We start from the raw sequence: 21306 nt of genomic DNA, 5'->3' as shown, positions 1-21306 counted from the left end.
GTCACAGGAGTGCGCGCTATCGCGCATATTGCAAAGAAATATGACTTAAATTCGGAGAATGTATAGCTAGGGCTTCCGTAACGCCCCAGCGTGGTCATGCCCCCTGGGCGGTGCGGCCGGTCTCGCAACGGCGTTCGAGGGAGAGCACGTGACCAGATCATTGGCGCCGGCTGTCACGTTGTCGCCTGAGGAAACCCAGTTGTGGCACACCCTCAGCGCCGAAAGCGTCCTGCAGGCGGAGCGGGTGGAGGAGCACAAGGGCCTCGACTCGGCCGAGGTCGAGGCGCGAACCGCGCGCTACGGCCAGAACAGGTTCACCGCGGGCAAGGTGGAATCCCGGTGGCACGCCTTCGCGCGCCAGTTCGCCGACCTGATGCAGATCGTCCTGCTGGTCGCGGGAATCGTGAGCCTGTATCCGCTCAAGGAACTCGAGACCGGCATCATGCTGATCTTGCTGACCCTGTTCAACGCGGTCCTCGGGCTGCAACAGGAGGGCAAGGCCGCCGCGGCCGTCGCCGCGCTCGAGAAGATGATGATCGTCAAGGCGAAGGTCGTTCGCGACGGCGCGCTGGCCGAGATCCCGGCCGAACGGCTGGTGCCCGGCGACGTCGTCGCGCTCGAGGCCGGCGACATCATCCCGGCCGACGGCCGCCTGCTGCGGGCCGCGACGCTGGAGGTCGCGGAGTCCGCGCTGACCGGCGAGAGCCTGCCCGTCTCGAAGGGCACCGACGCCGTCGCCGGCGGCGACACGCCCCTCGGCGACCGCACCGACATGGTGTACATGAACACCAACGTCACCCGCGGCTCCGGGGTGTTCGTCGTGACCGCGACCGGCATGTCCACCGAGGTCGGCCACATCTCCGGCATGCTCCAGGGTGCGCCGGCGGTCAAGACCCCGCTCACCCGTCAGCTCGACAAGCTCACCAACCAGATCCTGCTGATCGCCGGCGTGGCCCTGGTCATCTCCATGGGGCTGAACCTGGCCCGCGGCGACACCTTCTCGGTCGTCTTCACCGCCGCGGTCGCCTTCGCCGTCGGTGCGATTCCGGAGAACCTGCCGGCGGTCGTCACCGCGATCCTCGCGTACGGGACGCAGGCGCTGGCCCGGGCCGGCGCGATCATGAAGCGGCTGCAGTCGACCGAGACCCTCGGCTCCACCTCGGCGATCAACTCGGACAAGACCGGGACGCTCACGCTCAACCAGATGACCGCGGTCCGCATGACGGTGGTGGGCCGCCGGTACACCATCGAGGGCAAGGGATACTCCAGCGAGGGACACATCACCCGCGTGGCCGGTGAGCCCATCGTCGCGGTGGACCGGTTCCTGCTGCCGATGGTGCTGGCGTCCGACGCGGTGGTGACCGACGGCGAGCTGATCGGCGACCCGACCGAGGGCGCCCTCGTCACGCTCGCGGCCAAGGGCGGCGTCGACGCCGTGTCGACCCGGCAGGCGTACCCGCGCCTCGCCGAGCTGCCGTTCGACGCCGCGTACAAGCTGATGGCGACGTTCCACCGGATGGACGACGACGCGGGCCGCGGTGTCATCCGCTGCTACGTCAAGGGCGCCCCGGACCAGCTGCTCGCGCGGGCGAGCACCGTCTTCAACGCCGACACCGGGCCGGTGCCGGCCGACGGCGACTTCCGGGAGCGCTACCTGGAGGAGAACCGGATCCTCGGCGAGCAGGGCCTGCGCGTCATGGCCACCGCCCGACGCGACTTCGACCCGGCCACCTTCGACGCCGACGGTGACCTGCTCGCCCTGGTCGAGGACCTGGAACTGCTCGCACTCGTCGGGATCGTGGACCCGCCGCGCCCCGCCGCCAAGGCGGCCATCGCCACGGCCAAGGCCGCCGGCATCAAGGTACGCATGATCACCGGCGACCACGCGGTCACCGCCGGCGCCATCGCCGGACAGCTCGGCATCGGCGGCCGGGTGATCACCGGGGCCGAGTTCGAGGCCATGAGCGACGACGATGCCCGCAACGCCATCGACGACGTCGGCGTCATCGCCCGGGTGACCCCCGAACACAAGGTCCGGCTGGTGGACCTGCTGAAGAGCAAGGGCGACATCGTGGCCATGACCGGCGACGGCGTGAACGACGCGCCGGCGCTGAAGCGGGCCGACATCGGCATCGCCATGGGCATCACCGGCACGGAGGTGACGAAGGAAGCCGCGGTGATGGTGCTCACCAACGACAACTTCTCGACCATCGTCAAGGCAGTCGAGATCGGCCGCGGCCTCTACGACAACCTCACCAAGTACGTGCGCTTCCAGATGGGCTGCCTGTTCGGCTTCATCACCTCCTTCCTCGGCGCCAGCATCTTCAACGTCACCGGCGGCGTGCCGTTCCTGCCGCTGCAGACACTGTGGATCAACTTCACCACCCTGCTGTTCCAGGCGATCGGGCTCGGCTACGGCAATCCGGCCACGAATCTGATGGATCGCAAGCCCCGGCACCCGGAGCAGCCGATCCTCACCTGCGGGCTGATGATCTGGCTGGTGACCGTCGGCGTCATCATGGGAATCGGCACGCTCGGCGTCATCGAGTGGGCCGAGCGCTCCTACCCCGCAGACGTCGCGCACACCATGGGCGTCGTGACGTTCTCGCTCTTCTCGCTGTTCTTCTCGATCGCCGCCAAGGACGAACGCCGCACGATCTTCAGCCTGGACACCTTCACCGACCGGCGGCTCAACCTCGCCATCGTCACCTCGCTGCTGACGCTCGTCGTGTCCACCGCGCTCGGGCCGCTGCAGAACCTGCTGGACATGACGAACCTCAACATCCGGCAGTGGCTGGCGTGTGCCGGCATCGCCGCGTCGATCATCGTGGTCTCCGAGGTCAAGAAGGCGATCCGCCGATAGGGCGGGCATTTGCCGGATAGTGACCCAATTGTGGTGCCGGGCTCTAGCCTGGAGAAATGGTGGGCAAGCAGGCGGGCCGTGCGCCCCGGCGGCTCGGCAAGGCCCGGGTGGCCGGCGTGGTGATCGTGGCGCTGCTGCTGGTCGCGATCGTGTTCACCATCGTCCGGGCCGCCGGGGACGACTCGGGGGCGAAACCCGCGGCCTCCGGGCCCGTCGTGGCCCCCAGCGGCGCGGTCGACGGCGCGCTGGTCGTCGGCCAGGCCGGCGCCCCGGTGAAGGTGGAGGTGTACCTGGACTACATGTGCCCGTACTGCGGCCAGTTCGAGCGCGCCAACGGCGACGAGATCGACCGCCTGATCGGCGACGGCACGGCCCGGCTGTACCTGTACCCGCTGGCGTTCCTCGACGAGATGTCCGGCGGGACGCGGTACTCCACCCGGGCCGCGAACGCGGCCGCGACGGTGTACGACCAGGCGCCGGACAAGCTGCTGCCGTTCAACAACGCGCTGTTCGCCCACCAGCCCCCGGAGGGCAGCACCGGCCTGTCCGACGACCAGATCGCCGGCCTGGCGGGCCAGGCCGGCGTGCCGAAGGCGATCTCGGACGACTTCGACGAGCGCGTCTTCGAGCCCTGGGTCGCCGCCTCGACCCAGGCGGCGTTCGACGCCGGCCTGGGCGGCACGCCCACCGTCAAGATCAACGGTGTGAAGTTCGAGGGCGACCTGTACACCGTCGGCCCGTTCACCCACGCCGTCACCGAGGCCGCCAAGTGACGATCGGCCCGCTGGCCTGGTTCCGCCGGCTGCGCCACGCCGACGCCTGGATCTACGGCACCATGCTCTTCTCGGCCTGCCTGAGCCTGCTGGCCTCGTTCGTGCTCTCCATCGACGCGGTGCGCCTCGCGGCGAACCCCGGCGTCGGCCTCTCCTGCGACATCAACGCGGTGATCAGCTGCGGCACGGTCGCCCTGAGCTGGCAGGCGCAGCTGTTCGGCTTCCCGAACGCGTTCCTCGGCATGGTCGCCGAGCCGGTGGTGATCACCATCGCGGTGGCCAGCCTGGCCGGGGTGCGGTTCCCGCGCGGATTCATGTTCGCCGCGCAGGTCGTCTACACCCTCGGCGTCGCGTTCGCGTATTGGCTGTTCTACGAGGCGATGTTCTCGATCGGCGCGCTCTGCCCGTGGTGCCTGGTCATCACCGTCTCCACGACGCTGGTCTTCGCCACGCTGACGCACGTGAACATCCGCGACAACAACCTCTACCTGCCCCCGCGGATGCAGCAGGCCGCCGCCCGCTTCATCGACGCCGACCTCGACGTCCTCGTCGTCACGATCTGGCTCCTCGTCATCGCCCTGTCCGTCACCACCAGATACGGCTCGGCCCTGTTCGGCTGAGCACAGGGGCTATGGTGCGAGGATGCGGTTGTGGGCTCCGCTGATCACCATCGGCGCGCTGGCCGGCCTGCTCGCCGGCTGCGGGGGACCGGGCCCGGATCCGGCCGATCCGCAGGCTGCGCTGAGCCTCGCCGTGTCCAGCAGCGCATTCGCCGACGGCGGGCAGATTCCACCCCGATACACCTGCGACGGGGCGGACGTGTCGCCCCCGCTGACCTTCAACGGTCTGCCGTCCGGCGTGCGGGAGCTGGCCCTGCTGGTGGAGGACCCCGACGCGCCGGATGGGACGTTCGTGCACTGGGTGGCGTGGGGCATCGACGGGACCCGGCCGGAACTCGGCGAGGCCGAGACCCCAGCCGGCTCCGGGACCAACGACTTCGGCCATGCCGGGTACGGGGGCCCGTGTCCGCCGCGCGGCCCCGCGCACCGGTACGTCTTCACCGCGTTCGCCCTGTCCCGCCCGGCCGGGCTGCGGCCGGGCGCAACGGCGGCGGACCTACGCTCGGCCATCGACGGCGCGGTCCTCGCCGAGGGCACCCTCACCGGCCGGTACGCCCGCGCCTGAGGCGCGGGCGTACCGGTCCCGGCCGGCCCGGTCAGTGCCGGAAGCGGATCTCCCAGGTGCCTCGACCGTGGGTTCCGGCGACGACGCGTCCGTCGGGTGCCACGGTGAGGTCCCACACGGTGACGCGAGGCAGGCCCGAGCCCAGGTTGCGCCAGGACGCCGGCAGCCCGCGGGGCCGAGGCGCGACGAAGGCACCGACCTCGGTTCCGACGATGAGGTCGGAGCCATGCGTGATCACCTTGTACACGGGGGCGTCGGGCAGGTTCCCGGAGACATCGGCCCAGGTCGCGCCGCCATCGTCGGTCTCGAAGACATGACCCACGCCTGCGTCGGGAATCCAGCGCCGGCTGTATGAGCCGAAGGAAACGTACGCGTGGGCGCCGTTCGCGGGGTCGACCGCGATCGAGGTGACATAGCGGTTCGGCAGTTCCGGGACCGGCAGTTGGTGCCAGCTGCCGCCGTAGTTGGTGGCCAGGCCCCGGGTGAACGGAGCCGTCTCGCCCGGGTTGCAGGGTCCGCACCAGCCGGCGTAGGTGACGGCACCGTTGGCGGCGAGGGCCGTGATGGAGTGGCCCGTCCCGGTGTCGTAGACCGGCTTCCAGTCGCAGGCGGTGCTGTCGCAGACGGTGTTCCAGGACGCGGTGTCGTCCCACACGTACCGGCCGCCGGCCACCCAGTGGTCGGGGTTCCTGACGTCCATCTCGATGGGGGCGATGAACCGCGGGCTGGGGTCGCACAGCTCCGGTGGATCGGACGCGGTGAGGCAGGACGGGGAGATCTCCCGCAACGTCTGCGTCGCGGCGTCCGTCGTCAGGTACATGTCCAGGTACACGTACTCCTCGACCGCCCGGTCGCCGTTGCGGGGATCGACGATGGTGTCGCCGCCGTCACCGGTGAAAGCCTGCTCGACGCGCGACATGTCGGTCCGGGTGTAGGACTCGCCGTTGTCCTGCAGACCGCCCCAGTACGCGAGACCGCCGCCGCCGACCGATCCGGTGGCCACCGAGTAGTTCTGCAGTGTGTCGAGTGCGGGGTTGAGGTTGGTCCAGCGGCCTCGCTCGTGCCAACTGGTCGGGCGCCGCCACAATCCGCCGTCGTTGCCGGCCCAGAACTGCCCGTTCAGCAGCATTCCCGCGTGCTGGTCGGGGTGCGTGGTCATCGGGCACGCGTACGGGTCGCCGGTGGTCTCCTCACAGGAGATGTCGTAGTTCCAGTACGGGCCGACGGTCTTCCACGTGGCACCGCCGTCGGTGGACTCGAAGACCTCCTCCAGCTGCAGGTAGACGTGCCTGCGGTCGCGCGGATCGACCAGGATGTACTGGTTGTAGTCGGCCTGCACGCCCGGGTAGTAGTCGCTTGTCGACGGGCCGAGCGCGGAGTCCGAGTTGTACAGCTTGTCGACGTCGGCGATCCGCGTCCAGGGGCCCTGCGCCCGGCCGGTCCTGGACACGTAGGCGCCCTGGCCCCGCAGATCGCCGGTCGAGGTGTCCATGACCACCGCGTAGAGCCAGCCACCGGACTCGGAAAGGGTGGTGCGGCCGATCGTGGCGGGATTGATGTCACCGGTCGGAGTGATCCGGGTGAAACTGCCGCTCGTGCCGGAGCCCACGTAGAAGCCGTTGTGCTCGGTGCCGGGCGGGTCGGAGTACCCGGCCCAGCCCACGACCGCGAGGATGCTGCGGCCGCCCGTGCCCGGCAGCGCGATGAGATCGGTGACCTCTGAGCTCGGCGGATAGTCGGCCGGTCCGGCGGGCTGCAGCACCGCTCGCCACGGCGACGACCGGCCGGCCGCCGCCGCCCGGCTGTACAGCCCGTGGCTGGTCGCGGCGTAGATGTGATCCCGGATCCAGGCGATGCGGTGCACGCCGGCGCCGAACAACTCGGTGCCGCCCACCCGTTGCCAGGTCGAGGAGCCGTGAGCCAGCCGGTAGATGCCGACGCCGTACTGGTTCTCGCTGGCGTTGTTCGCCTCGCCGGTGCCGACCCAGACCGACCCGTCTCGCGGATCGGTCGCCAGCGCGCCGACCGCCAGCCGGGGCAGGCCCCGGTTCACCGGCCGCCAGTGCGCACCCGAGTCGGAGCTGCGCCACACCCCACCGCTGGCCGCCCCCGCGTACACGAAACGCCCCGCCGGGGTGAGAGCGGTCATCCGTCCCGTCACATAGCCCCAGCCGACGCCGAAGTTGTCCCCTCGCTCGATCGGGTCGTTCAGGAACGGCTTGTCGGTCACCTCGCGCCACCGGTCCCCGCGGGTCGTCAGCCGGCCCGCCGCCGCGATGGCGTCCGTCAACCCGGCCGCCGGCGCCGTCGCCGCCGGCGCTGCGGTGATCGACTGGTGGAACTCCGCGCGAGCCGCGATCACGCCGGCCTCGTCCTCGTCCCCGCCCGGCTCCTCGGCGATGCCGGCCCGCGCCGAGGCCGGCGCGGTCGCGCGTACGCCCTTTTCCAACATCGACTTCGCGGTCGGTTTGCCGACCGGTCGCGCCGCGCCGGCCGGGACAACCGCCGAGAAGACCGTGAACACGGCGACGGCCAGAACGAGAAGTGGCTGAGGACGACGATGACCGACCACGATGATCTCCACTCTGGACCCCGGCCCGCCGAGGCGGCCGGGGGCAGCTTCGAAGTGACCGTCCTAACATCCATCCGGGCCGATTCGACTGTCAAGAGAGCGTCGAGGGGCAACCGCTCTGTTCGGTCGCACCCGCCCGGGCACCACTTCGGACATGAGCCGACGGTGCGCCCTTCTGCCCGATTTCTGCGTTTATCCCGCTGTCGGGAACGCCGCTTGAGTGGGGACTGTCCGGATATCCACGGCAGTCGGCCAATGCTCGAATGTAGATACTTCGCGGCCGTCAACGATGACGCGCACGCAACCCGCTATTTCATTCCCCGCGACACGCATTCTCATCGGCGTGACCGCCGGACACGCCGGGCCAAGCTGACGCAGCGTAACGGTCGTGGAGCGGGCGGCGGCAGGTGAGTTCAATCGATCTTCAAGCTCCCTGTCTCAGCTCGAATTGCGTTCCGCCCGCCAGGCCCTCCACCGACGCGGCGAGCCGGTCGAGCTTCCCGCCGAACATTTGTCGTTGCCGGAGAACGGGCCGAGGATCGCGACATCCGCGGCCGAGATGTCCCGGGTCTACCCGCTCACTCGCCTCTGCGAGCGATGAGGTGATATGTCGCCGTGACTCTGAATCCGTGCCCGTCCGTGCCGTCCATGCGGACGGTGTGCTCACCGGGCGGCAACGCGCCGACCATCGCCCAGATCCCCCAGACCCGCATCGGGACGGTCCGCCGGGCGCGGGTGACAGGATTGAGGAACGCGCCGCGGACCTCGAACAACGTCGCCGCATCGATGACGACGACGGGGTGCTGCCGCCCATCGACGTGCACCGCACCCCGTGCTTGAGGCAGCGGCGGAATGTACGTGCCGTTCGGACACCACATGTTGAACGCCGGCATGAACAGCGGACGGTCCGAAGGAACGGTGCACCGCCGCTCGACGGCGCCGCCGAAGCAGCCCGCAAGGAACCAGACGTCATCGGGCTGACGCAGGTGCCCATGGCGGCCCGTCCGATCCAGCACCGGGTTCCTCCACGGTCCGGTGGCCGCGGCCCACCGTACCCAGCGGGCGGCGAGGCCCTCGGGGCTGGACGGTTCGTATGGGAAGATCAACACGCCGGAGATCGTAGCCGTTGGTGCCCAAGGGTGAAGCGCACGGGCGGGCAACCGAAACCGAGCTGTGTTGCTACGGCGGCGCGACTACCGTCCGACGCAGACAGTGCACTTCGGACCCGGCGCCGTGGTGACGGTTTCGCTGCGGCGCGACTTTCCGCCCCTCAACGGCAAGAGCGGGTCGGTACCTGGTCGATGGGTCACTCTCTGTAGACCTCCGCCGGTCTGGCCGCCACTCGCCTATCCTTCAGAGCATGGATGAATTGCGGGGGTTCACCACCATACTGAGGGCATTCCACGAGGCACGCGAGGAGCTGTACGGCCATGTGGAAGGGATCTGGCACAGCCACTATTTCGGCGGCGACGGCGCCACCATGGGTCCGCATGTTTATCTCGACGCACCGACGACGGTATTCGCCTGCGGGCCAATTTCGAGATGGCCGTCTGGTTCGAGGGGACCGACGGCTTGAGCAACTCGGTCGATTACGAGCTCGCAGTGCAGACCGCAGGCGCCGGACTGCGGGTGGAATCCACCGTGCAGGCGTACCTCGATTCGCCGGGCGAAGGCATCGCCGAAGGCATCCATGAGCTGTACCGCAAACGGTCCCTGCCTATGGATCTCGCCTCGGTGTGCAGCGAAATCCAGGGACACGTGTCGGACCTGATCGCGCTCGACGATCCGCTGCCCGCGATGGGCTTCGCCCGGCAGCCGATGACCTCGACTTGATCAACTGGCCCAACGACTGATCGCGTTAGGAGCTTTCACCGCCGCGCGGCAGAAACGGATGTCGCGGTTCGCGACCGAAGGCTCGTTCCCGTTATCGGGGCTGTCCGGTGGTCCACCGGAACGCTGCTGCGGCGTGAGTCGCACCTTGGCGAACGTAGAAGCGATGTGCCTCGGTTCGCCCGATGCCGGACTCCAGGAAGATGTAGTCGGCGCCGTGTTCCTGCGCCCACTCCTTGGCGGTCGCCAGCAGGCCTGCTCCGACACCTTGGGACCGCCATTCGGGGTGCACCGCGAGGTCCTCGATCGAGGCTCGACGACCGAAGCGCACCGAAACGATGTCGAGGTAGATACTTGCCACGCCGACCAGTTGGTTCTCCGGTGAGCGGGCTGCGAACAGTGCGGCGTTCTCGTCGGCGAGGACCTGCGCGGTGCGTTCGACGGCGCGGTCGCGGTCCCAATCCGGTGGACGACTGCCGGGCGGGTCGAAGAGCCACTGCAGCCCCGTCACGAATTCGGCCTCGGTGCCTCGTTGCAACCGTCGTATCTGAATCCCCATCGGAGGATCATCCACTGCATCGGCGAGATCGGCTGTCCGCTCTCGCAGCCCGGGGGAGCCGCAGGCCGACGTCGTGACCTGCTCGATCCGGCTCGGCGGCGGTGCGGGTACCGGGATGCTCCGTGAACCCGACATCTTCGTGCGATCATCGCGGCATGCCGGAACTCACCGCTCGTCGTGCGTGGTTGGCGCTCGAACTCCCGTGGCAGCACGCGATGACGATGGCCTGGAAGTCCTACCGTGATGGCGGCGTCGCGGTCGGCGCCGTCATCACCGACGACGCGGGCACCGTACTCGGCAGTGGCCGTAACCAGCGCTTCTCCGCGGTGGCACCGAGAGGGCTGCTGGCCCACGCCGAGTTGGAAGCACTCGCCGCCGTGCCGGACGACAAGGAGCGCGCCCGGGGCACCCGGCTGTACACCACGCTGCACCCCTGCCCGATGTGTCTGGGCGCCACCGTGGTGGCCCGGGTCGGGCACCTCGCCTTCGGTGCCTTCGACCCGACCTGGCTCGGCATCGAGCAGATGCCGCAGCTCAACGACGAGGTGCGGCACCGCTGGCCGACCGTTGAGGGTCCGCTGCCCGGCCCCATCGGCGAATGGCTGGCCGTGCTTCCCTGCCTGAACACCAGCGGCACCCTCGTCCGGGCGATGCAGCGGGTTTCACCGGTCCGTGCGCAGCTGGCCCGGGCCATCGCCAAGACCCTCGGCAGCGGTGGCCGGCTTCCCGAAACCCCCGATCTCGCCCTGGACCGGGTATGGGACCTGCTGCTCGCTGCCTGACCTCCCGGCCACATTCGGATGATCAATCGTCACCGAACCCCCTCGACTACGCCTTGTCGACAAGGTGGATCTATCAGCGCTCAAGCTTCCACCGTTGCGTCAAGACGGCCGTCAGCCGGGAATCTCCACCCAGCGGGCGGCTGCCTCGAAGGTGTCCGTCGGGGTGGCATTGAATGCGATGGCCGCGTCGGGAGCATGCCGATGCACCAGGTTGGCCACCCGTTCGAACAGATCCAGCTGATTGCGCACACCGCCACCGATGACGACGCACTCCCAGGGCTGCGCGCAAAGGGCAGCGGTGATGACCGCCTCTACGTCGTCGCTCCCGTCGAGACCGACCAGGCAGAACTGGGCCCCCACGCCACGCTCGACGAACCGGGCCCGTCCCATTTCAATGCCGTCTGCTACCGGCTTGGGGTCCCAAGGCCCCGGCACCCGATACGGATCGAGCCCGATCACGAGCACCTGCAGTTTGAGGGCCGGTGTGTCCACTGCTGAAGACTACGCCGCGGGCTGTGCGATCACCACGCGACCGCGGCCGCGAACGTCCTCACGGCGATCCTCTCTGATCGACCCCCCGAATGTCCGGCTTGAGCCACTGACGTAGGCGCCGCGCGACGCTCGACCAGCGGCTGATCGGGATAACTCAGCGCCCGTGAGTCAATGGCAGAGCGCAAGCAGCGTGATTTCCGTATAGCAGGAGGCGGTCAAAACGACCATGATGGCGAGAAGGGCGCGGGGGATGATCAGGCTTGCTTTACGGCCGTTCCAGGTGACCGGGAGCAGCTGTTCCACGATGACCGCAAGCAGCCAGACGAGCAGCAGCATCGGGTAAAGCAGGTCCCAGATCTCGTTGGAAAAGACGGTGCCGTTGCCGTTGCCGCCGTAGTTTGAGCAGCCACGCACGTCGGTGGCCGGCTGGAGTGTGAGCGTCAGTATCGTGAGTGCGGCACCGCCCACCAGGAGCGCCCAGAAGCCGGCCAGCGGAGATCGGGGCTTCGTCAACCCGGCACGCTCGCCTTCGAAGAAGAAGATTGTCGGCTCCCTGGTTTGCGGTATCGGATGTCCACCCACATGGATCAAATCATCGGCGAGCAACGATGGACTGCGATAGGGGGCCTTCAGCCTGTCGTCTGACCTTCGCCGACAGCCTCGTGCTGCTGCAGGGCAGGGGTCACCTCCCGACGCTCCACACCGAATACGAGCGGGATGAGAAAATTGGCGGCATGACTGATCCTGAGCTGTCGGACCTACGGGCGCGGGCTGTGAACGGTGATCGAGACGCGGTCGACCAGCTGATCGAGCTTGCGGGTGAGCGTGGTGACATGGAGGAGCTACGTCGTCTCGCGGATGCCGGCAGCAGCGACGCTATGGACGAACTCGTGCAGCTGGCAGGTGAACGCGGTGACACCACCGAGCTGCGTCGCCTTGCCGATGCCGGTCACCGCGATGCGGCGGACGTGTTGGCCGAGTTCGCCGACGAAGTTGACGACGTCCGCGAGTAGTCGACGCTCGCTCTGCTCGCTTCGGCTTGCTCCCGCAGTAAATGTCGAGGGCTGGGCTGCCGCCTACCCGCCTGCTCCTTGGTATTGACCGCCGTGCTGTTCCGCCAGGAGGCTGAGCTGGGCGATGCGTTCTTGAAATGCCGGATCAGGAGCGAGTTCAGGAAAGGCCGCCGTGATGGTCCGACCGTTCGGAACGTCGGTGGAATGCCGTTCCAGGGCGCCGTCGGGTCCGGTAGGTCGCATCTGCCATCCGGTTGCGGTGGGAGGGCCGTCGTGGATGTCCTCGGCACCGGCTTCTCGCAGCGCGGTGATGCACGCCGCGACCGAACCGGCGGGGATGCTGAGCTCATAGTTGGTCCGGTGGGGCATCGCTGCCGGATATTCCAGGACTGCGCTGGTGGCCCAGTGCAGGCGTTGTGCCAGATCGCTTAGCGTGGCGTGCAGCGCGCCGGCCGTTGAGCCCGCGGGTAACGGACCGTGGTCAGTCAAACGGCGGATGAGGTTCTGTGTGAGGTCAAGCGGTAGGTCACCGCCAATCAGATGACCGTCAAGAACTGCGACCACTCCTAGAAGGGTTGCAAGATCATCATAGGGTAAGGCTCGCGTCCGAGGCTGCATCTGTCACAGGGTAAGAGTCGGGCGCTGAGCGCGCCGGCGATTGCGGCCAGCCTGGTTCACCCGCCGATTGCCTATCGTGACGGACTGTAATGGCCGAGAGCCTCTCTGTGGCAAATCCGGATGCCGGTGGCGGCATGACTCCTTCATACTTCGATCATCGAACCTCGTCGGACACGGCTTCAGCGAGACTGCCCAGATGGCCGAGGCACACGGCTTCCGGCCCGGCAAGAATCGCAACGATCTCTGGGCGCGTGCGGATTGAGCAACCATCCGGCAGCCACCGAACTTGTGCTGGTACGCCACGCCAGGTCCGTTCCGCCGACCGCCGACGGCCCGGACGAACTCACCCGCCCACTGACACCGGAAGGGCTACGGCAAGCGGACGAGCTCGTGCCCGTGCTGACCGAACTGCGCCCGACGACACTGTGGTCCAGCCCGTACCTGCGCGCCATTCAAACCATCCGGCCCACCGCCGCCGCACTCGGTCTGCCCGTGCACACCCACGGGCGGTTGCGCGAATGGGACGACGGCCTCGCCTACACCGACGACTGGGCACCCCACTGCGCCCATAGCTGGGCCAACCCGTCCTATGCGCGACCCGGCGGCGAAAGCCTTGAGCAGCTGCGCACCCGCGCCGTCGACACTCTGCGGACGATCGCCCACCACAACCATGGTCAAGTCGTTCTCATCGCCGGCCACGGCACCTTCATCTGCCAAGCACTGATCGGCTTCGGCCGACCCACCGACCAAACCGCCGCCCAGCGCATGCCGATGCCCGCGATCTACCGGATCCGCTTCACCGATCTGACCGCCGGCCCCGAGGTGTCCGAACTTCCTTGACCGCCGTTGCTCTTCGTCGAGACAGCGCGCTCGAAGGTACGGCAGTGAACCGGGCAAAGGCGAGATTCGCGGCTGAAGAAATGCTTCGCCATACGAAGGTATCGTCGCTGGGGTGGAACTCGTTGGGGTTCAGAAGACCCTCAGTCCCGTCCTCAAGGCCAAGGCGCTGGACAACCGGCTGCCAGCCCCGGTCCTCGGCGACATGTATGCCGACCAGACGATGCGCCGTCTTGCCCCCGGATACGACAAGGGCAAATTCGGCGCCAGCCAGCTGGGTCTCGCCGCCGTGGTGCGCACCAAGGCCTTCGACGACTGGGCCCGAAGCTTCCTCGCCGAGCATCGCGAGGCGGTGGTGCTGAACCTGGGTTGCGGCCTCGACGCTCGAGTGCACCGGATCGCACCACCCGCCACCGTGGAGTGGTATGACCTGGACCATCCGCCCGTCGTCGAACTGCGGCAGCAACTCCTGCCGCCGCGCGAGCACTGCACCTTGATCGGCTCCGACGTCACCGACCTCAGCTGGCTGGCGCGTATTCCCCGTGGCCGGCCGGTGCTGGTGATCGCCGAGGGACTGGTGCCCTACCTGACAGAGGCCGCCGCGCGGCTGCTGCTGACCAGCGTCGTCGACGCCTTCCCCGCCGGGCAGATACTGTTCGACACGGTGTCGGTGGGGGCGTGGCATGCCTCGAAATGGGATCCGCTTGGGCGCAGGTACAACGCCCAGTTTCATTGCGGTTTCAATGACGCGGCTGCCCTGGCCGAGTGGCACCCACGGCTCCAATACGTCGACGAGGCGCCGATGAATGACTCGCCGGAGTTGATGGCCAAGGCGCCCGCGACCGTACGCCGCATGTATCGCCTCATGAACCTGCTGCCGGGCTTCAAACGGTCCAGCCGCATCCTGCGCTTCCGATTCTGAAGCGCCAACGACGAGTCCAGGGCTGGGCGATCGATAGCCTGTTTGTGCCGAGGTCTCAAGATCGAGCTTGCGGGTGAGCGTGGTGACATGGAGGAGCTACGTCGTCTCGCGGATGCCGGCAGCAGCGACGCTATGGACGAACTCGTGCAGCTGGCAGGTGAACGCGGTGACACCACCGAGCTGCGTCGCCTTGCCGATGCCGGCAACCGCGATGCGCCGGACGTGTTGGCCGAGTTCGCCGACGAAGTTGACGACGTCCGCGAGTAGTCGACGCTCGCTCTGCTCGCGGATGGGTCGACACCCGACCAAGGCGGCATGAGGTTCGCCGGCCACCTCGTACGGTTGGACGTCGGACAGGTAACCGATTTCCGGTCAGTTGACGGTGTCGGTCTGCCGCATTACGAAGGCGATCTCTCACTGCCGGGAACCACTGAACCAACCTCGTAGGCGCACACGACGAGTTGGGCTCGATCGCGGGCTGACAGTTTGAACAGCAGCCGGCTCACGTGGGTCTTCACCGTGTTGAGGCTGACGGTGAGGTGTTCGGCGATCTCCGCGTTCGACCTACCGGCCGCGACCTGGACCAGCACCTCACGTTCGCGCTCGGTCAGTTCGTCGAGCGCTTCCGGTGCGGTCGCCGAGGTGTTACGGCCGGACGTGCCTCGCACGAACTCCGCGACCAGTCGGGTGGTCAGCCGCGGGGTCAGCAGCGCCTCGCCGCCGGCGAGGATGCGGATGGCGCTGAGCAGGTCTTCCGGAGGTGTGTCTTTGAGGACGAAACCGCTTGCTCCGGCGCGCAGCGCGGCGAAGACGTGTTCATCCTCCCCGAACGTGGTGACCATCAGCACGCGTGCGCCGATGTTGTCGTCGGCGGCGATTCAACCACGGCGCTTGCCCTCGGTGCGGTCAGCGTGTGCCGTCCGGTTCATCGGTCGTACGGGGAAATGAACGCGCACCGCATAACCACCGTCCGGAAGCCGCCACACCGGGCTGCTCGCCGCGATCGTCGGCATCGCCGTCATGACCAACGGCGAGACACCCGGCATCCGCTACCTCGGCATAGGGGTCTGGTGGTTCGGCATGGTGCTGATGCTCAACATGCTCATCCATCGCCACGGCCTCCTCCGGCTCCTTCTGCCCGCCTCGGCCCTGGTGGCCGCCGCGTTCGCCTGGACTCCGGCGGCACCGTGGTTGATCGTCGGGTACCGCGGCTGTGGCTCGCGGTCCCGACCCTGGTCCTCCGGCTGGCGATCTCCTTCCGCCTGGCCCAGTTCACACCACCCCGCCCAGAATCCAGGTAGGCCGGCCACCGTCGCCGCGATCCGGATCGACCGGCGCCGGCGAAGAACTCCCAGGCAACGCGTAAGAGTCCGCAGTGAACGCCGACGCCGGTGGTGCCAACCCGCCACCCGGGCAGCGTGACCCAACTCCGTAGAGGCGCGGCGTCCTGGAGCGACTCCGGCAGCCCGCCGAACCGAGAATCAGAGGTCTTGGGTCCAGACGCCTTGGGGATGCTCGTCGGGTCGGAGCCAGAGGCTGGGTTGCCGGTCGCGGACCGCCGGCTCGCAGTCGGGGTCGGTGGGGAATCGCTGGTGGCCGTCGGCCCACAGGACTTGGATGAAGGGGATCGACGGACGCCGGTAGAAGGCCATCGCGGTGCCGAAGAACGCCTTGTACCAGCGGGGTTCGATGCTCTTGAACAGGACGGGATCGCCGTCGATGACGTGGCTGCGCTCGTAGTCGAGCTCCGGCGGCCATCCGTCTGCGGTCTGTACACCCAACACGTTCAGGCAGGTTTTCATGGTGTCGATTTCCAGGCCGAAGATCGCCAGTTCGGGTTGGCGGTGGCTGTGCCCGAGGCCGACGGTGAAGGCCCAGCCAGGTCCGAGATCGTCCCCGGGAATCTGCATGACGCTCCAACCATGCTCCTCGACGTGGCCGATGGTGTTGCGGTCAATCGCGTCGAGCTGGTCCCGGTCGCCATAGTCGTGGCAGCTGATGCAGGGACAAGTTGGCTGGCTATCGGTCACCCGGGCAGGGTAGATCATCGCTCGGCAGGATCACGCAGACCAGGCTGTGCCTGACCTTCGAGCCGCGCGGAATCGTTCGGCCACGCCGGGCCGGACCGGCCGTCGCGAACAGCCGCGGCGACCCGGCGATCGGGAAGCAGGCGGCGAAGGTCGTCGTCCGCAACCGCACAGCTCTCATTGCAGGGAATTCTTCGCGGGCTCGAAGAGGGTGGCCGCGCGGGCGGCGCTGTCCATCGCCCGGGGTCCGGTGCTGATGATCCCGAGGGCGGCCGAGGAGACGCCGAGCGCGATCATCAGCCACCACACGCCGCGTTCGGCGTGCGTGAACGCCGTCCCGCCGCGAGCGACCGCCGATCCCACGATGGTTCCGGAGATCGCGACGCCCAGGGTGGTGCCGGTCTGGCGGCCGGCGGAGGCCAGCGACGCGGCGACACCGGCCATCGCGACCGGCATCCCGGAGACCGCGGAGTTGCTGATCGGCGGGTTGACGGTGCCCTGGGCGACGCCGAACAGCACGAAGGTGCCCAGCACGACAGGCAGCGGTGTGCCGGGGCCCAGCCACAGCGACGCGAGCCCGCCCAGCGCCAGCGCCGCGCCGGAGATCACCAGCGGCAGCCGGGGTCCGCGCTCGCCGACCATCCGGCCCGCGGCGGGGGAGAGCAGCACGATCAGGATGCCGACCGGCAGCAGGCACAGGCCCGCCCGCAGGGGCGTCATCGCCCGCACGTCCTGCAGGTACAGCGTCGTCACGAACAGGAACGCGCCGAAGCCGCACAGCGCCAGCAGCGCCGTCACGATCGCCGCGCTGAACGGAACGCTGCGGAACAGGCGCAGCTCCAGCAGCGGGTCGGCGCGCCGCGGCTCGTAGTACAGGATGCCGAGCACCCCGGCGGCGGCCGCCGCGAGCAGGGCGAGCACGAGCGGCGAGGCCCAGCCGAGCTCCCCGGACTCGATGATCGCGAAGACCACACCGGACAGGACCAGGAACACCAGCGCCTGGCCCACCGGGTCGAAGCGGCGCGCCCGGGCCGCGCGGGACTCCGGCACGAACAGCGTCGTACCCAGGATGGCGACGGCGACGATCGGGACGTTGACCCAGAAGATGGCGCGCCAGCCGAGGCCCTCGACCAGGGCGCCGCCGAGGATCGGCCCCAGCGCCAGCGCCAGGCCGGACACCGCGCCGAACACCCCGATGGCGCGGGCCCGCTCGGCCCGGTCCAGGAACGTGGCGGCCATGATGGCGATCGCCACCGGATTGAGCATCGTGCCGCCGGCCGCCTGCAGCACCCGGGCCGCGATCAGCCAATCGATGCCCGGCGCGAGGCTGCACGCCAGCGAGCCCAGCCCGAAGGTGGCCAGCCCCAGCCGGAACACCAGCCGCCGGCCGGCCCGGTCGGCGACCGATCCGGCCATCACCAGGAAACTCCCCAGCATCAGGGTGTACGCGTCGACCGTCCACTGCAGCTCGGACACCGACGCCTGGAACTCCCGCCCGATCGCCGGCAATGCCACGTTGACCACGGAGATGTCCATGACGACGACGACCATGCTGGTGCAGCACAGCGCCAGGACCAGGAGCCGGCGACGCCGGCTGAGTTCGGGCGAGGCGGACGGTGCCATCAGCTGACTCATGACTCGACGCTAGAATTTGGAGCGTGCTCGAAGTCAAGGATCAACCGGGATTGAGCATCGCCGAGACCGCCCACCGCACCGGGGTGAGCGTGCACACGCTGCGCTACTACGAGCGGGCCGGCCTGGTCGTCACCCCGGTCGACCGCACCTGCGGCGGTCAGCGCCGATACCACGAGCTCGACCTCAAGTGGATCGTCGTCTGCACGAAGCTGCGGGCCACCGGCATGCCCATCAGGTCCATCAGGCGCTATGCCGAACTCGTCGCCGCGGGTCCCGGCAACGAGCAGGAGCGGCTCGCCCTCATGGAGGCGCACCGCGTCGACGTGAGGGCCCGGCTCGCGGAGATCCAGGAGAATCTTGCGCTCATCGACCACAAGATCGACGTCTATCGCGGCCGGGTCGTCGCGGGGGACGCCGACCGGCTGTGGGCGCCGAGCCGCCTGACCGACCCCGGCTGATCGGCATCGGACTCCGGCCGGCCGGTATGCTCGCCCGCGCCCGTCCCCGGGCACGCCTGTCGCAGGCTTCGTCGCCGAGACCGAGGAATGGCTCACGTGCACTCGAACAAACGCCGCATCGCCGCCGTCGCCACCGCCGCCGTGGTGCTGGTGGGCACCTGGGCCCCCGCCGCGCACGCGCGGGCGCCGTGGGGCGGCGCAGCGTCCACCCGGGCCGCCGACACCGATCCCGCGCCCGGTTGGGACCAGTTCTTCGTCCGGATCCGCAGCCTGTACGGCGATGCCGATCAGTGCCTGGACGCGGACACCAACGGCCGCGGCAACGGCACCAGGGTCCAGGTCTGGGACTGCAACCAGACGACGCAACAGCTCTGGTACGTCCACTCGGACAGCACCGTCGAGAGTGTGCGCAACCCCGGCATGTGCCTCGACGCGGACTCCGACGCCCAGGGCGCGAACGGCGCCAGGATCCAGCTCTGGACGTGCAACGGATCGGCACAGCAGAAGTGGATCCGCCGCGCCGGCGACCTGGCCATCTACAACCTGGCCTTCCTGAACGGGTTCGGCACCGTCATGGACCGGGACAGCGACGTCGCGGGCAACGGGGCGCAGGCGCAGCTCTGGCAGAAGAACTCCATGTCCCAGCAGCGGTGGCAGGTCATCGCCTGGAACGACGACCAGCAACGGTAGGTCCTCAGGCGGCGTGGTGGTCGAGCAGGCGCAACGCCCGGTGAACGTGGCCGCCCGTCTCGGCCAGCGCCCGGGCGGCCGCCTCGGTGGTGGCGCCGGCGATCAGCGTCACCACCGCCACCTTCGCGTCGCCGCCGGCCGCGCCCAGCGCCCGCCGGCAGCTCTCCAGGTCGGCGCCCGTCGCGTCGGCGAGGATGCGCAACTGCCGGTCGCGCAGCTTGGCGTTGCTGGCCAGCATGTCGGTCATCAGATTCGAGTACGTGTGCCCGAGCCGCACCAGCGTCGCGGTGGAGAACGCGTTGAGCACCAGCTTCTGCGCGGTGCCGGCCTTCATCCGGGTGGACCCGGTGAGCACCTCCGGCCCGGTGTCCGGGGCCACGTGCACGTCCACGCCGGCCGCGATCGGCGACGCCGGGTTCGCCGACACGAGCACGGTGCGCGCGCCGCGGGACCGGGCCGCGGCGAGCGCCGCCCGCACGTACGGGGTGCGCCCGCTGGCCGTGACGCCCACGACGAGGTCTCCCTCCGCGACGCCCCCGGCGGCGGCCGCCCCGGCGTCCTCGTCGTCCTCGGCGGCCTCGGACGGGTGGGTCAGCGCCCGCGGCCCGCCGGCGATGTGTGCCACCACCCGCCCCGGCTCCAGCCCGAACGTGGGGATCAGCTCGGCCGCGTCCAGCACCGCGATCCGCCCGGAGGTGCCGGCGCCGACGTAGTGCACCCGATGCCCGCCGGCCAGCGCCGCCACGGCCAGCTCGACCGCGACGGCGAGGTCCGGCAGCACGTCGGCGACCGCGACCGCCACCTCGCGGTCCTCGGCGTTGATCAGGCGCAGCAGGTCCAGGGTGGACATCCGGTCGATCGAGGCGCTGCGCGGGTTGCGCTGCTCGGTGCGCGACAGCGGCGCCTCGTCCACGGGCCTCACCCGCGGCCCCGGTCGGCGCCGATCCGTCGTCCGCGCACCGCCGCGTAGGTGACGTCGAGCGCGGCCCGGGTCTCGGAATAGGTGCGCTGGGCGACGCCGACGAACACGCAGTCGATGACGGTGAGCTGGGCCAGCCGGCTCGCCATCGCGCCGGAGCGGAACGTGGTCTCGCGGGCCGCGGTGGTCAGCACCAGGTCGGCGACCTGCGTGATCGGCGCCTTGGGGAAGTTGGTCAGCGCGACCGTGCGGGCACCGTTGCGGCCCGCCTCGGCGAACGCGTCGATGGTGTCGCTGGTCGTGCCGGTGTGCGAGATGCCGAACGCCACGTCCCGCTCGTCCAGCAGCGCGGCGCTGGTCAGGGCCAGGTGGGTGTCGCTCCACGCGTACGCGATGCGGCCGATCCGGTGCAGCTTCTGCTGGAAGTCCATGGCGACGAAGGCGCTCGCGCCGACGCCGTAGATGTCCACCCGCCGGGCGCCGGCCACCAGGTCGACGACCTGTTCCAGCACCGCGATGTCGATCTGCGTGGCGGTCTCCTCGACCGCCCGGGCGTCCGCGAAGGCGATCTTCTTGACCACCTGGGCGAGGTCGTCGCTCTCGCTGATGTCGCTGCCCACCGGCTCGTCGGCGGCGTCGTAGGCGCGACCGGCCTCGCCGGCCAGGGTCAGCCGCAGGTCGGAGTAGCCGGCGAAGCCCATCGCCCGGCAGAACCGGATCACCGTGGTCTCGCTGGAGCCGGCGCGCTCGGCGAGGTCGGTGATGGTGAGCCGGGCCGCGGTGGCCGCCTCGTCGATGATCACCCGGGCCACCCGCTGCTCGGCCGGGGACAGCGACGGCAGCAGGCCACGCGCCCGTACCGTGGCGCTCGCCGTTTCGGCTGGGTGCGGCGTGCTGCGCTTGCGACCTGCCATGAAGAAGAGTTTCCTTTACTCGGCGCGGATACGGGTACGGTCACCGGACTATGAGCGCGACGTTGGTGGTCGGGGTCGACGCGGGTGCCACGAACACCCGCTGCGTGGTCGCGACCCTGGACGGCGCGGTGCTGGGCCGGGGCGCGGCGGGCGGCGCGAACCGCAACAGCAGCGGCGGCGAGGTGAGCGCCGCCCTGGGGGCGGCGCTGACGGCGGC

24 protein-coding genes are annotated in these 21306 nt (G+C 69.2%); 13 read left to right on the top strand and 11 right to left on the bottom strand.

Annotation, left to right across the window (positions count from 1 at the left end):
- The first annotated feature begins 148 nt into the window (after positions 1 to 148).
- The 4 genes from AB0F10_RS26505 to AB0F10_RS26490 are packed head-to-tail and all read left to right on the top strand — an operon-like array spanning position 149 to position 4821.
- Positions 149 to 2863, top strand: a complete 2715-nt coding sequence (locus tag AB0F10_RS26505; RefSeq protein ID WP_360630433.1) for an HAD-IC family P-type ATPase — start codon at positions 149 to 151, stop codon at positions 2861 to 2863.
- A gap of 56 nt (positions 2864 to 2919) precedes the next feature.
- Entirely contained in the window at positions 2920 to 3636 is a 717-nt protein-coding gene (locus AB0F10_RS26500; protein WP_360630430.1) for a DsbA family protein, read from the top strand.
- Positions 3633 to 4256 carry a vitamin K epoxide reductase family protein gene (locus tag AB0F10_RS26495; protein ID WP_360630427.1) on the top strand — a complete coding sequence of 208 codons (624 nt, stop codon included), beginning with the start codon at positions 3633 to 3635 and terminating at the stop codon, positions 4254 to 4256. Before AB0F10_RS26500 ends, AB0F10_RS26495 begins: the two co-directional genes overlap by 4 nt.
- A 22-nt stretch (positions 4257 to 4278) precedes the next feature.
- Positions 4279 to 4821 carry a YbhB/YbcL family Raf kinase inhibitor-like protein gene (locus AB0F10_RS26490; protein ID WP_360630424.1) on the top strand — a complete coding sequence of 181 codons (543 nt, stop codon included), beginning with the start codon at positions 4279 to 4281 and terminating at the stop codon, positions 4819 to 4821.
- 31 nt (positions 4822 to 4852) lie between these two features.
- On the opposite strand, the gene AB0F10_RS26485 is transcribed toward AB0F10_RS26490, so the two are convergent.
- Together AB0F10_RS26485 and AB0F10_RS26480 are read right to left on the bottom strand one after the other, a co-directional pair.
- Complete coding sequence (locus AB0F10_RS26485) at positions 4853 to 7405, bottom strand: hypothetical protein (protein ID WP_360630421.1); 2553 nt, start codon at positions 7403 to 7405, stop codon at positions 4853 to 4855.
- 566 nt (positions 7406 to 7971) lie between these two features.
- A complete protein-coding gene (locus tag AB0F10_RS26480) occupies positions 7972 to 8502 on the bottom strand; it encodes a hypothetical protein (protein WP_360630418.1) in 531 nt (176 codons plus the stop codon).
- 251 nt (positions 8503 to 8753) lie between these two features.
- On the opposite strand from AB0F10_RS26480, the gene AB0F10_RS26475 reads away from it, so the two are divergent.
- The gene (locus tag AB0F10_RS26475; RefSeq protein ID WP_360630415.1) at positions 8754 to 8969 is read left to right on the top strand and encodes a hypothetical protein; all 216 of its coding nucleotides are present in this window, start codon (positions 8754 to 8756) and stop codon (positions 8967 to 8969) included.
- Positions 8936 to 9226, top strand: a complete 291-nt coding sequence (locus tag AB0F10_RS26470; RefSeq protein WP_360630412.1) for a hypothetical protein — start codon at positions 8936 to 8938, stop codon at positions 9224 to 9226. The genes AB0F10_RS26475 and AB0F10_RS26470 overlap by 34 nt, the downstream gene beginning before the upstream one ends.
- Before the next feature lie 91 nt (positions 9227 to 9317).
- On the opposite strand, the gene AB0F10_RS26465 is transcribed toward AB0F10_RS26470, so the two are convergent.
- Entirely contained in the window at positions 9318 to 9917 is a 600-nt protein-coding gene (locus AB0F10_RS26465) for a GNAT family N-acetyltransferase (RefSeq protein ID WP_360630409.1), read from the bottom strand.
- Positions 9918 to 9937: 20 nt separating this feature from the next.
- On the opposite strand from AB0F10_RS26465, the gene AB0F10_RS26460 reads away from it, so the two are divergent.
- On the top strand, positions 9938 to 10564 hold the full coding sequence (locus AB0F10_RS26460) for a nucleoside deaminase (RefSeq protein ID WP_360630406.1): 627 nt from the start codon (positions 9938 to 9940) through the stop codon (positions 10562 to 10564).
- 111 nt (positions 10565 to 10675) lie between these two features.
- Here the strand turns inward: AB0F10_RS26460 and AB0F10_RS26455 are convergent, their stop codons facing one another.
- A complete protein-coding gene (locus tag AB0F10_RS26455) occupies positions 10676 to 11056 on the bottom strand; it encodes a hypothetical protein (RefSeq protein ID WP_360630403.1) in 381 nt (126 codons plus the stop codon).
- A 168-nt stretch (positions 11057 to 11224) separates the two neighbouring features.
- Complete coding sequence (locus AB0F10_RS26450; protein ID WP_360630400.1) at positions 11225 to 11662, bottom strand: hypothetical protein; 438 nt, start codon at positions 11660 to 11662, stop codon at positions 11225 to 11227.
- Between the two features lie 128 nt (positions 11663 to 11790).
- Between AB0F10_RS26450 and AB0F10_RS26445 the strand changes: the two genes are divergently transcribed.
- Positions 11791 to 12069 (top strand): hypothetical protein, encoded by a 279-nt coding sequence (locus AB0F10_RS26445; RefSeq protein WP_360630397.1) that lies wholly within the window; start codon positions 11791 to 11793, stop codon positions 12067 to 12069.
- Positions 12070 to 12132: 63 nt separating this feature from the next.
- On the opposite strand, the gene AB0F10_RS26440 is transcribed toward AB0F10_RS26445, so the two are convergent.
- Positions 12133 to 12633 (bottom strand): hypothetical protein, encoded by a 501-nt coding sequence (locus tag AB0F10_RS26440; RefSeq protein ID WP_360630394.1) that lies wholly within the window; start codon positions 12631 to 12633, stop codon positions 12133 to 12135.
- 312 nt (positions 12634 to 12945) lie between these two features.
- On the opposite strand from AB0F10_RS26440, the gene AB0F10_RS26435 reads away from it, so the two are divergent.
- The 3 genes from AB0F10_RS26435 to AB0F10_RS26425 all read left to right on the top strand — a co-directional run bounded on the left by AB0F10_RS26435 (position 12946) and on the right by AB0F10_RS26425 (position 14713).
- Complete coding sequence (locus tag AB0F10_RS26435) at positions 12946 to 13527, top strand: histidine phosphatase family protein (RefSeq protein WP_360630391.1); 582 nt, start codon at positions 12946 to 12948, stop codon at positions 13525 to 13527.
- Positions 13528 to 13639: 112 nt separating this feature from the next.
- Positions 13640 to 14446 (top strand): class I SAM-dependent methyltransferase, encoded by an 807-nt coding sequence (locus AB0F10_RS26430; protein ID WP_360630388.1) that lies wholly within the window; start codon positions 13640 to 13642, stop codon positions 14444 to 14446.
- 87 nt (positions 14447 to 14533) lie between these two features.
- Positions 14534 to 14713 (top strand): hypothetical protein, encoded by a 180-nt coding sequence (locus AB0F10_RS26425; RefSeq protein ID WP_360630385.1) that lies wholly within the window; start codon positions 14534 to 14536, stop codon positions 14711 to 14713.
- 131 nt (positions 14714 to 14844) lie between these two features.
- Here AB0F10_RS26425 and AB0F10_RS26420 read toward each other — a convergent pair whose 3' ends face one another.
- From AB0F10_RS26420 to AB0F10_RS26410, 3 genes are all read right to left on the bottom strand, one after another.
- Positions 14845 to 15288, bottom strand: a complete 444-nt coding sequence (locus tag AB0F10_RS26420) for a response regulator transcription factor (protein WP_360630466.1) — start codon at positions 15286 to 15288, stop codon at positions 14845 to 14847.
- Between the two features lie 639 nt (positions 15289 to 15927).
- Positions 15928 to 16476, bottom strand: coding sequence for a DUF4262 domain-containing protein (locus AB0F10_RS26415; protein WP_360630382.1), 549 nt, complete (start codon positions 16474 to 16476; stop codon positions 15928 to 15930).
- Between the two features lie 174 nt (positions 16477 to 16650).
- Complete coding sequence (locus AB0F10_RS26410; protein WP_360630379.1) at positions 16651 to 18108, bottom strand: MFS transporter; 1458 nt, start codon at positions 18106 to 18108, stop codon at positions 16651 to 16653.
- A gap of 23 nt (positions 18109 to 18131) precedes the next feature.
- On the opposite strand from AB0F10_RS26410, the gene AB0F10_RS26405 reads away from it, so the two are divergent.
- Positions 18132 to 18566, top strand: coding sequence for a MerR family transcriptional regulator (locus tag AB0F10_RS26405; protein WP_360630376.1), 435 nt, complete (start codon positions 18132 to 18134; stop codon positions 18564 to 18566).
- Between the two features lie 96 nt (positions 18567 to 18662).
- Entirely contained in the window at positions 18663 to 19256 is a 594-nt protein-coding gene (locus AB0F10_RS26400) for an RICIN domain-containing protein (RefSeq protein WP_360630373.1), read from the top strand.
- Positions 19257 to 19260: 4 nt separating this feature from the next.
- Here AB0F10_RS26400 and murQ read toward each other — a convergent pair whose 3' ends face one another.
- A complete protein-coding gene (gene murQ, locus AB0F10_RS26395; RefSeq protein WP_360630370.1) occupies positions 19261 to 20169 on the bottom strand; it encodes an N-acetylmuramic acid 6-phosphate etherase in 909 nt (302 codons plus the stop codon).
- Positions 20170 to 20174: 5 nt separating this feature from the next.
- A complete protein-coding gene (locus tag AB0F10_RS26390) occupies positions 20175 to 21089 on the bottom strand; it encodes a MurR/RpiR family transcriptional regulator (protein WP_360630367.1) in 915 nt (304 codons plus the stop codon).
- Positions 21090 to 21306 lie beyond the last annotated feature (217 nt).

The sequence above is a fragment of the Actinoplanes sp. NPDC026623 genome (assembly GCF_040638275.1).
In the GTDB taxonomy this organism is placed as follows: Bacteria; Actinomycetota; Actinomycetes; order Mycobacteriales; family Micromonosporaceae; genus Actinoplanes.
Note: the sequence above shows the minus strand (reverse complement) of the source record. Positions and strands in the feature narration are given on the sequence as shown.

Bases quoted from the DNA above. Each gene is read 5' to 3' on its own strand.
- AB0F10_RS26465 (WP_360630409.1), bottom strand. From the start codon at position 9,917: ATGTCGGGTTCACGGAGCATCCCGGTACCCGCACCGCCGCCGAGCCGG.
- AB0F10_RS26460 (WP_360630406.1), top strand. From the start codon at position 9,938: ATGCCGGAACTCACCGCTCGTCGTGCGTGGTTGGCGCTCGAACTCCCG.
- AB0F10_RS26420 (WP_360630466.1), bottom strand. From the start codon at position 15,288: ATGGTCACCACGTTCGGGGAGGATGAACACGTCTTCGCCGCGCTGCGC.
- AB0F10_RS26475 (WP_360630415.1), top strand. From the start codon at position 8,754: ATGGATGAATTGCGGGGGTTCACCACCATACTGAGGGCATTCCACGAG.
- AB0F10_RS26500 (WP_360630430.1), top strand. From the start codon at position 2,920: ATGGTGGGCAAGCAGGCGGGCCGTGCGCCCCGGCGGCTCGGCAAGGCC.
- AB0F10_RS26410 (WP_360630379.1), bottom strand. From the start codon at position 18,108: ATGAGTCAGCTGATGGCACCGTCCGCCTCGCCCGAACTCAGCCGGCGT.
- AB0F10_RS26490 (WP_360630424.1), top strand. From the start codon at position 4,279: ATGCGGTTGTGGGCTCCGCTGATCACCATCGGCGCGCTGGCCGGCCTG.
- AB0F10_RS26390 (WP_360630367.1), bottom strand. From the start codon at position 21,089: ATGGCAGGTCGCAAGCGCAGCACGCCGCACCCAGCCGAAACGGCGAGC.
- AB0F10_RS26445 (WP_360630397.1), top strand. From the start codon at position 11,791: ATGACTGATCCTGAGCTGTCGGACCTACGGGCGCGGGCTGTGAACGGT.
- AB0F10_RS26425 (WP_360630385.1), top strand. From the start codon at position 14,534: ATGGAGGAGCTACGTCGTCTCGCGGATGCCGGCAGCAGCGACGCTATG.
- AB0F10_RS26470 (WP_360630412.1), top strand. From the start codon at position 8,936: ATGGCCGTCTGGTTCGAGGGGACCGACGGCTTGAGCAACTCGGTCGAT.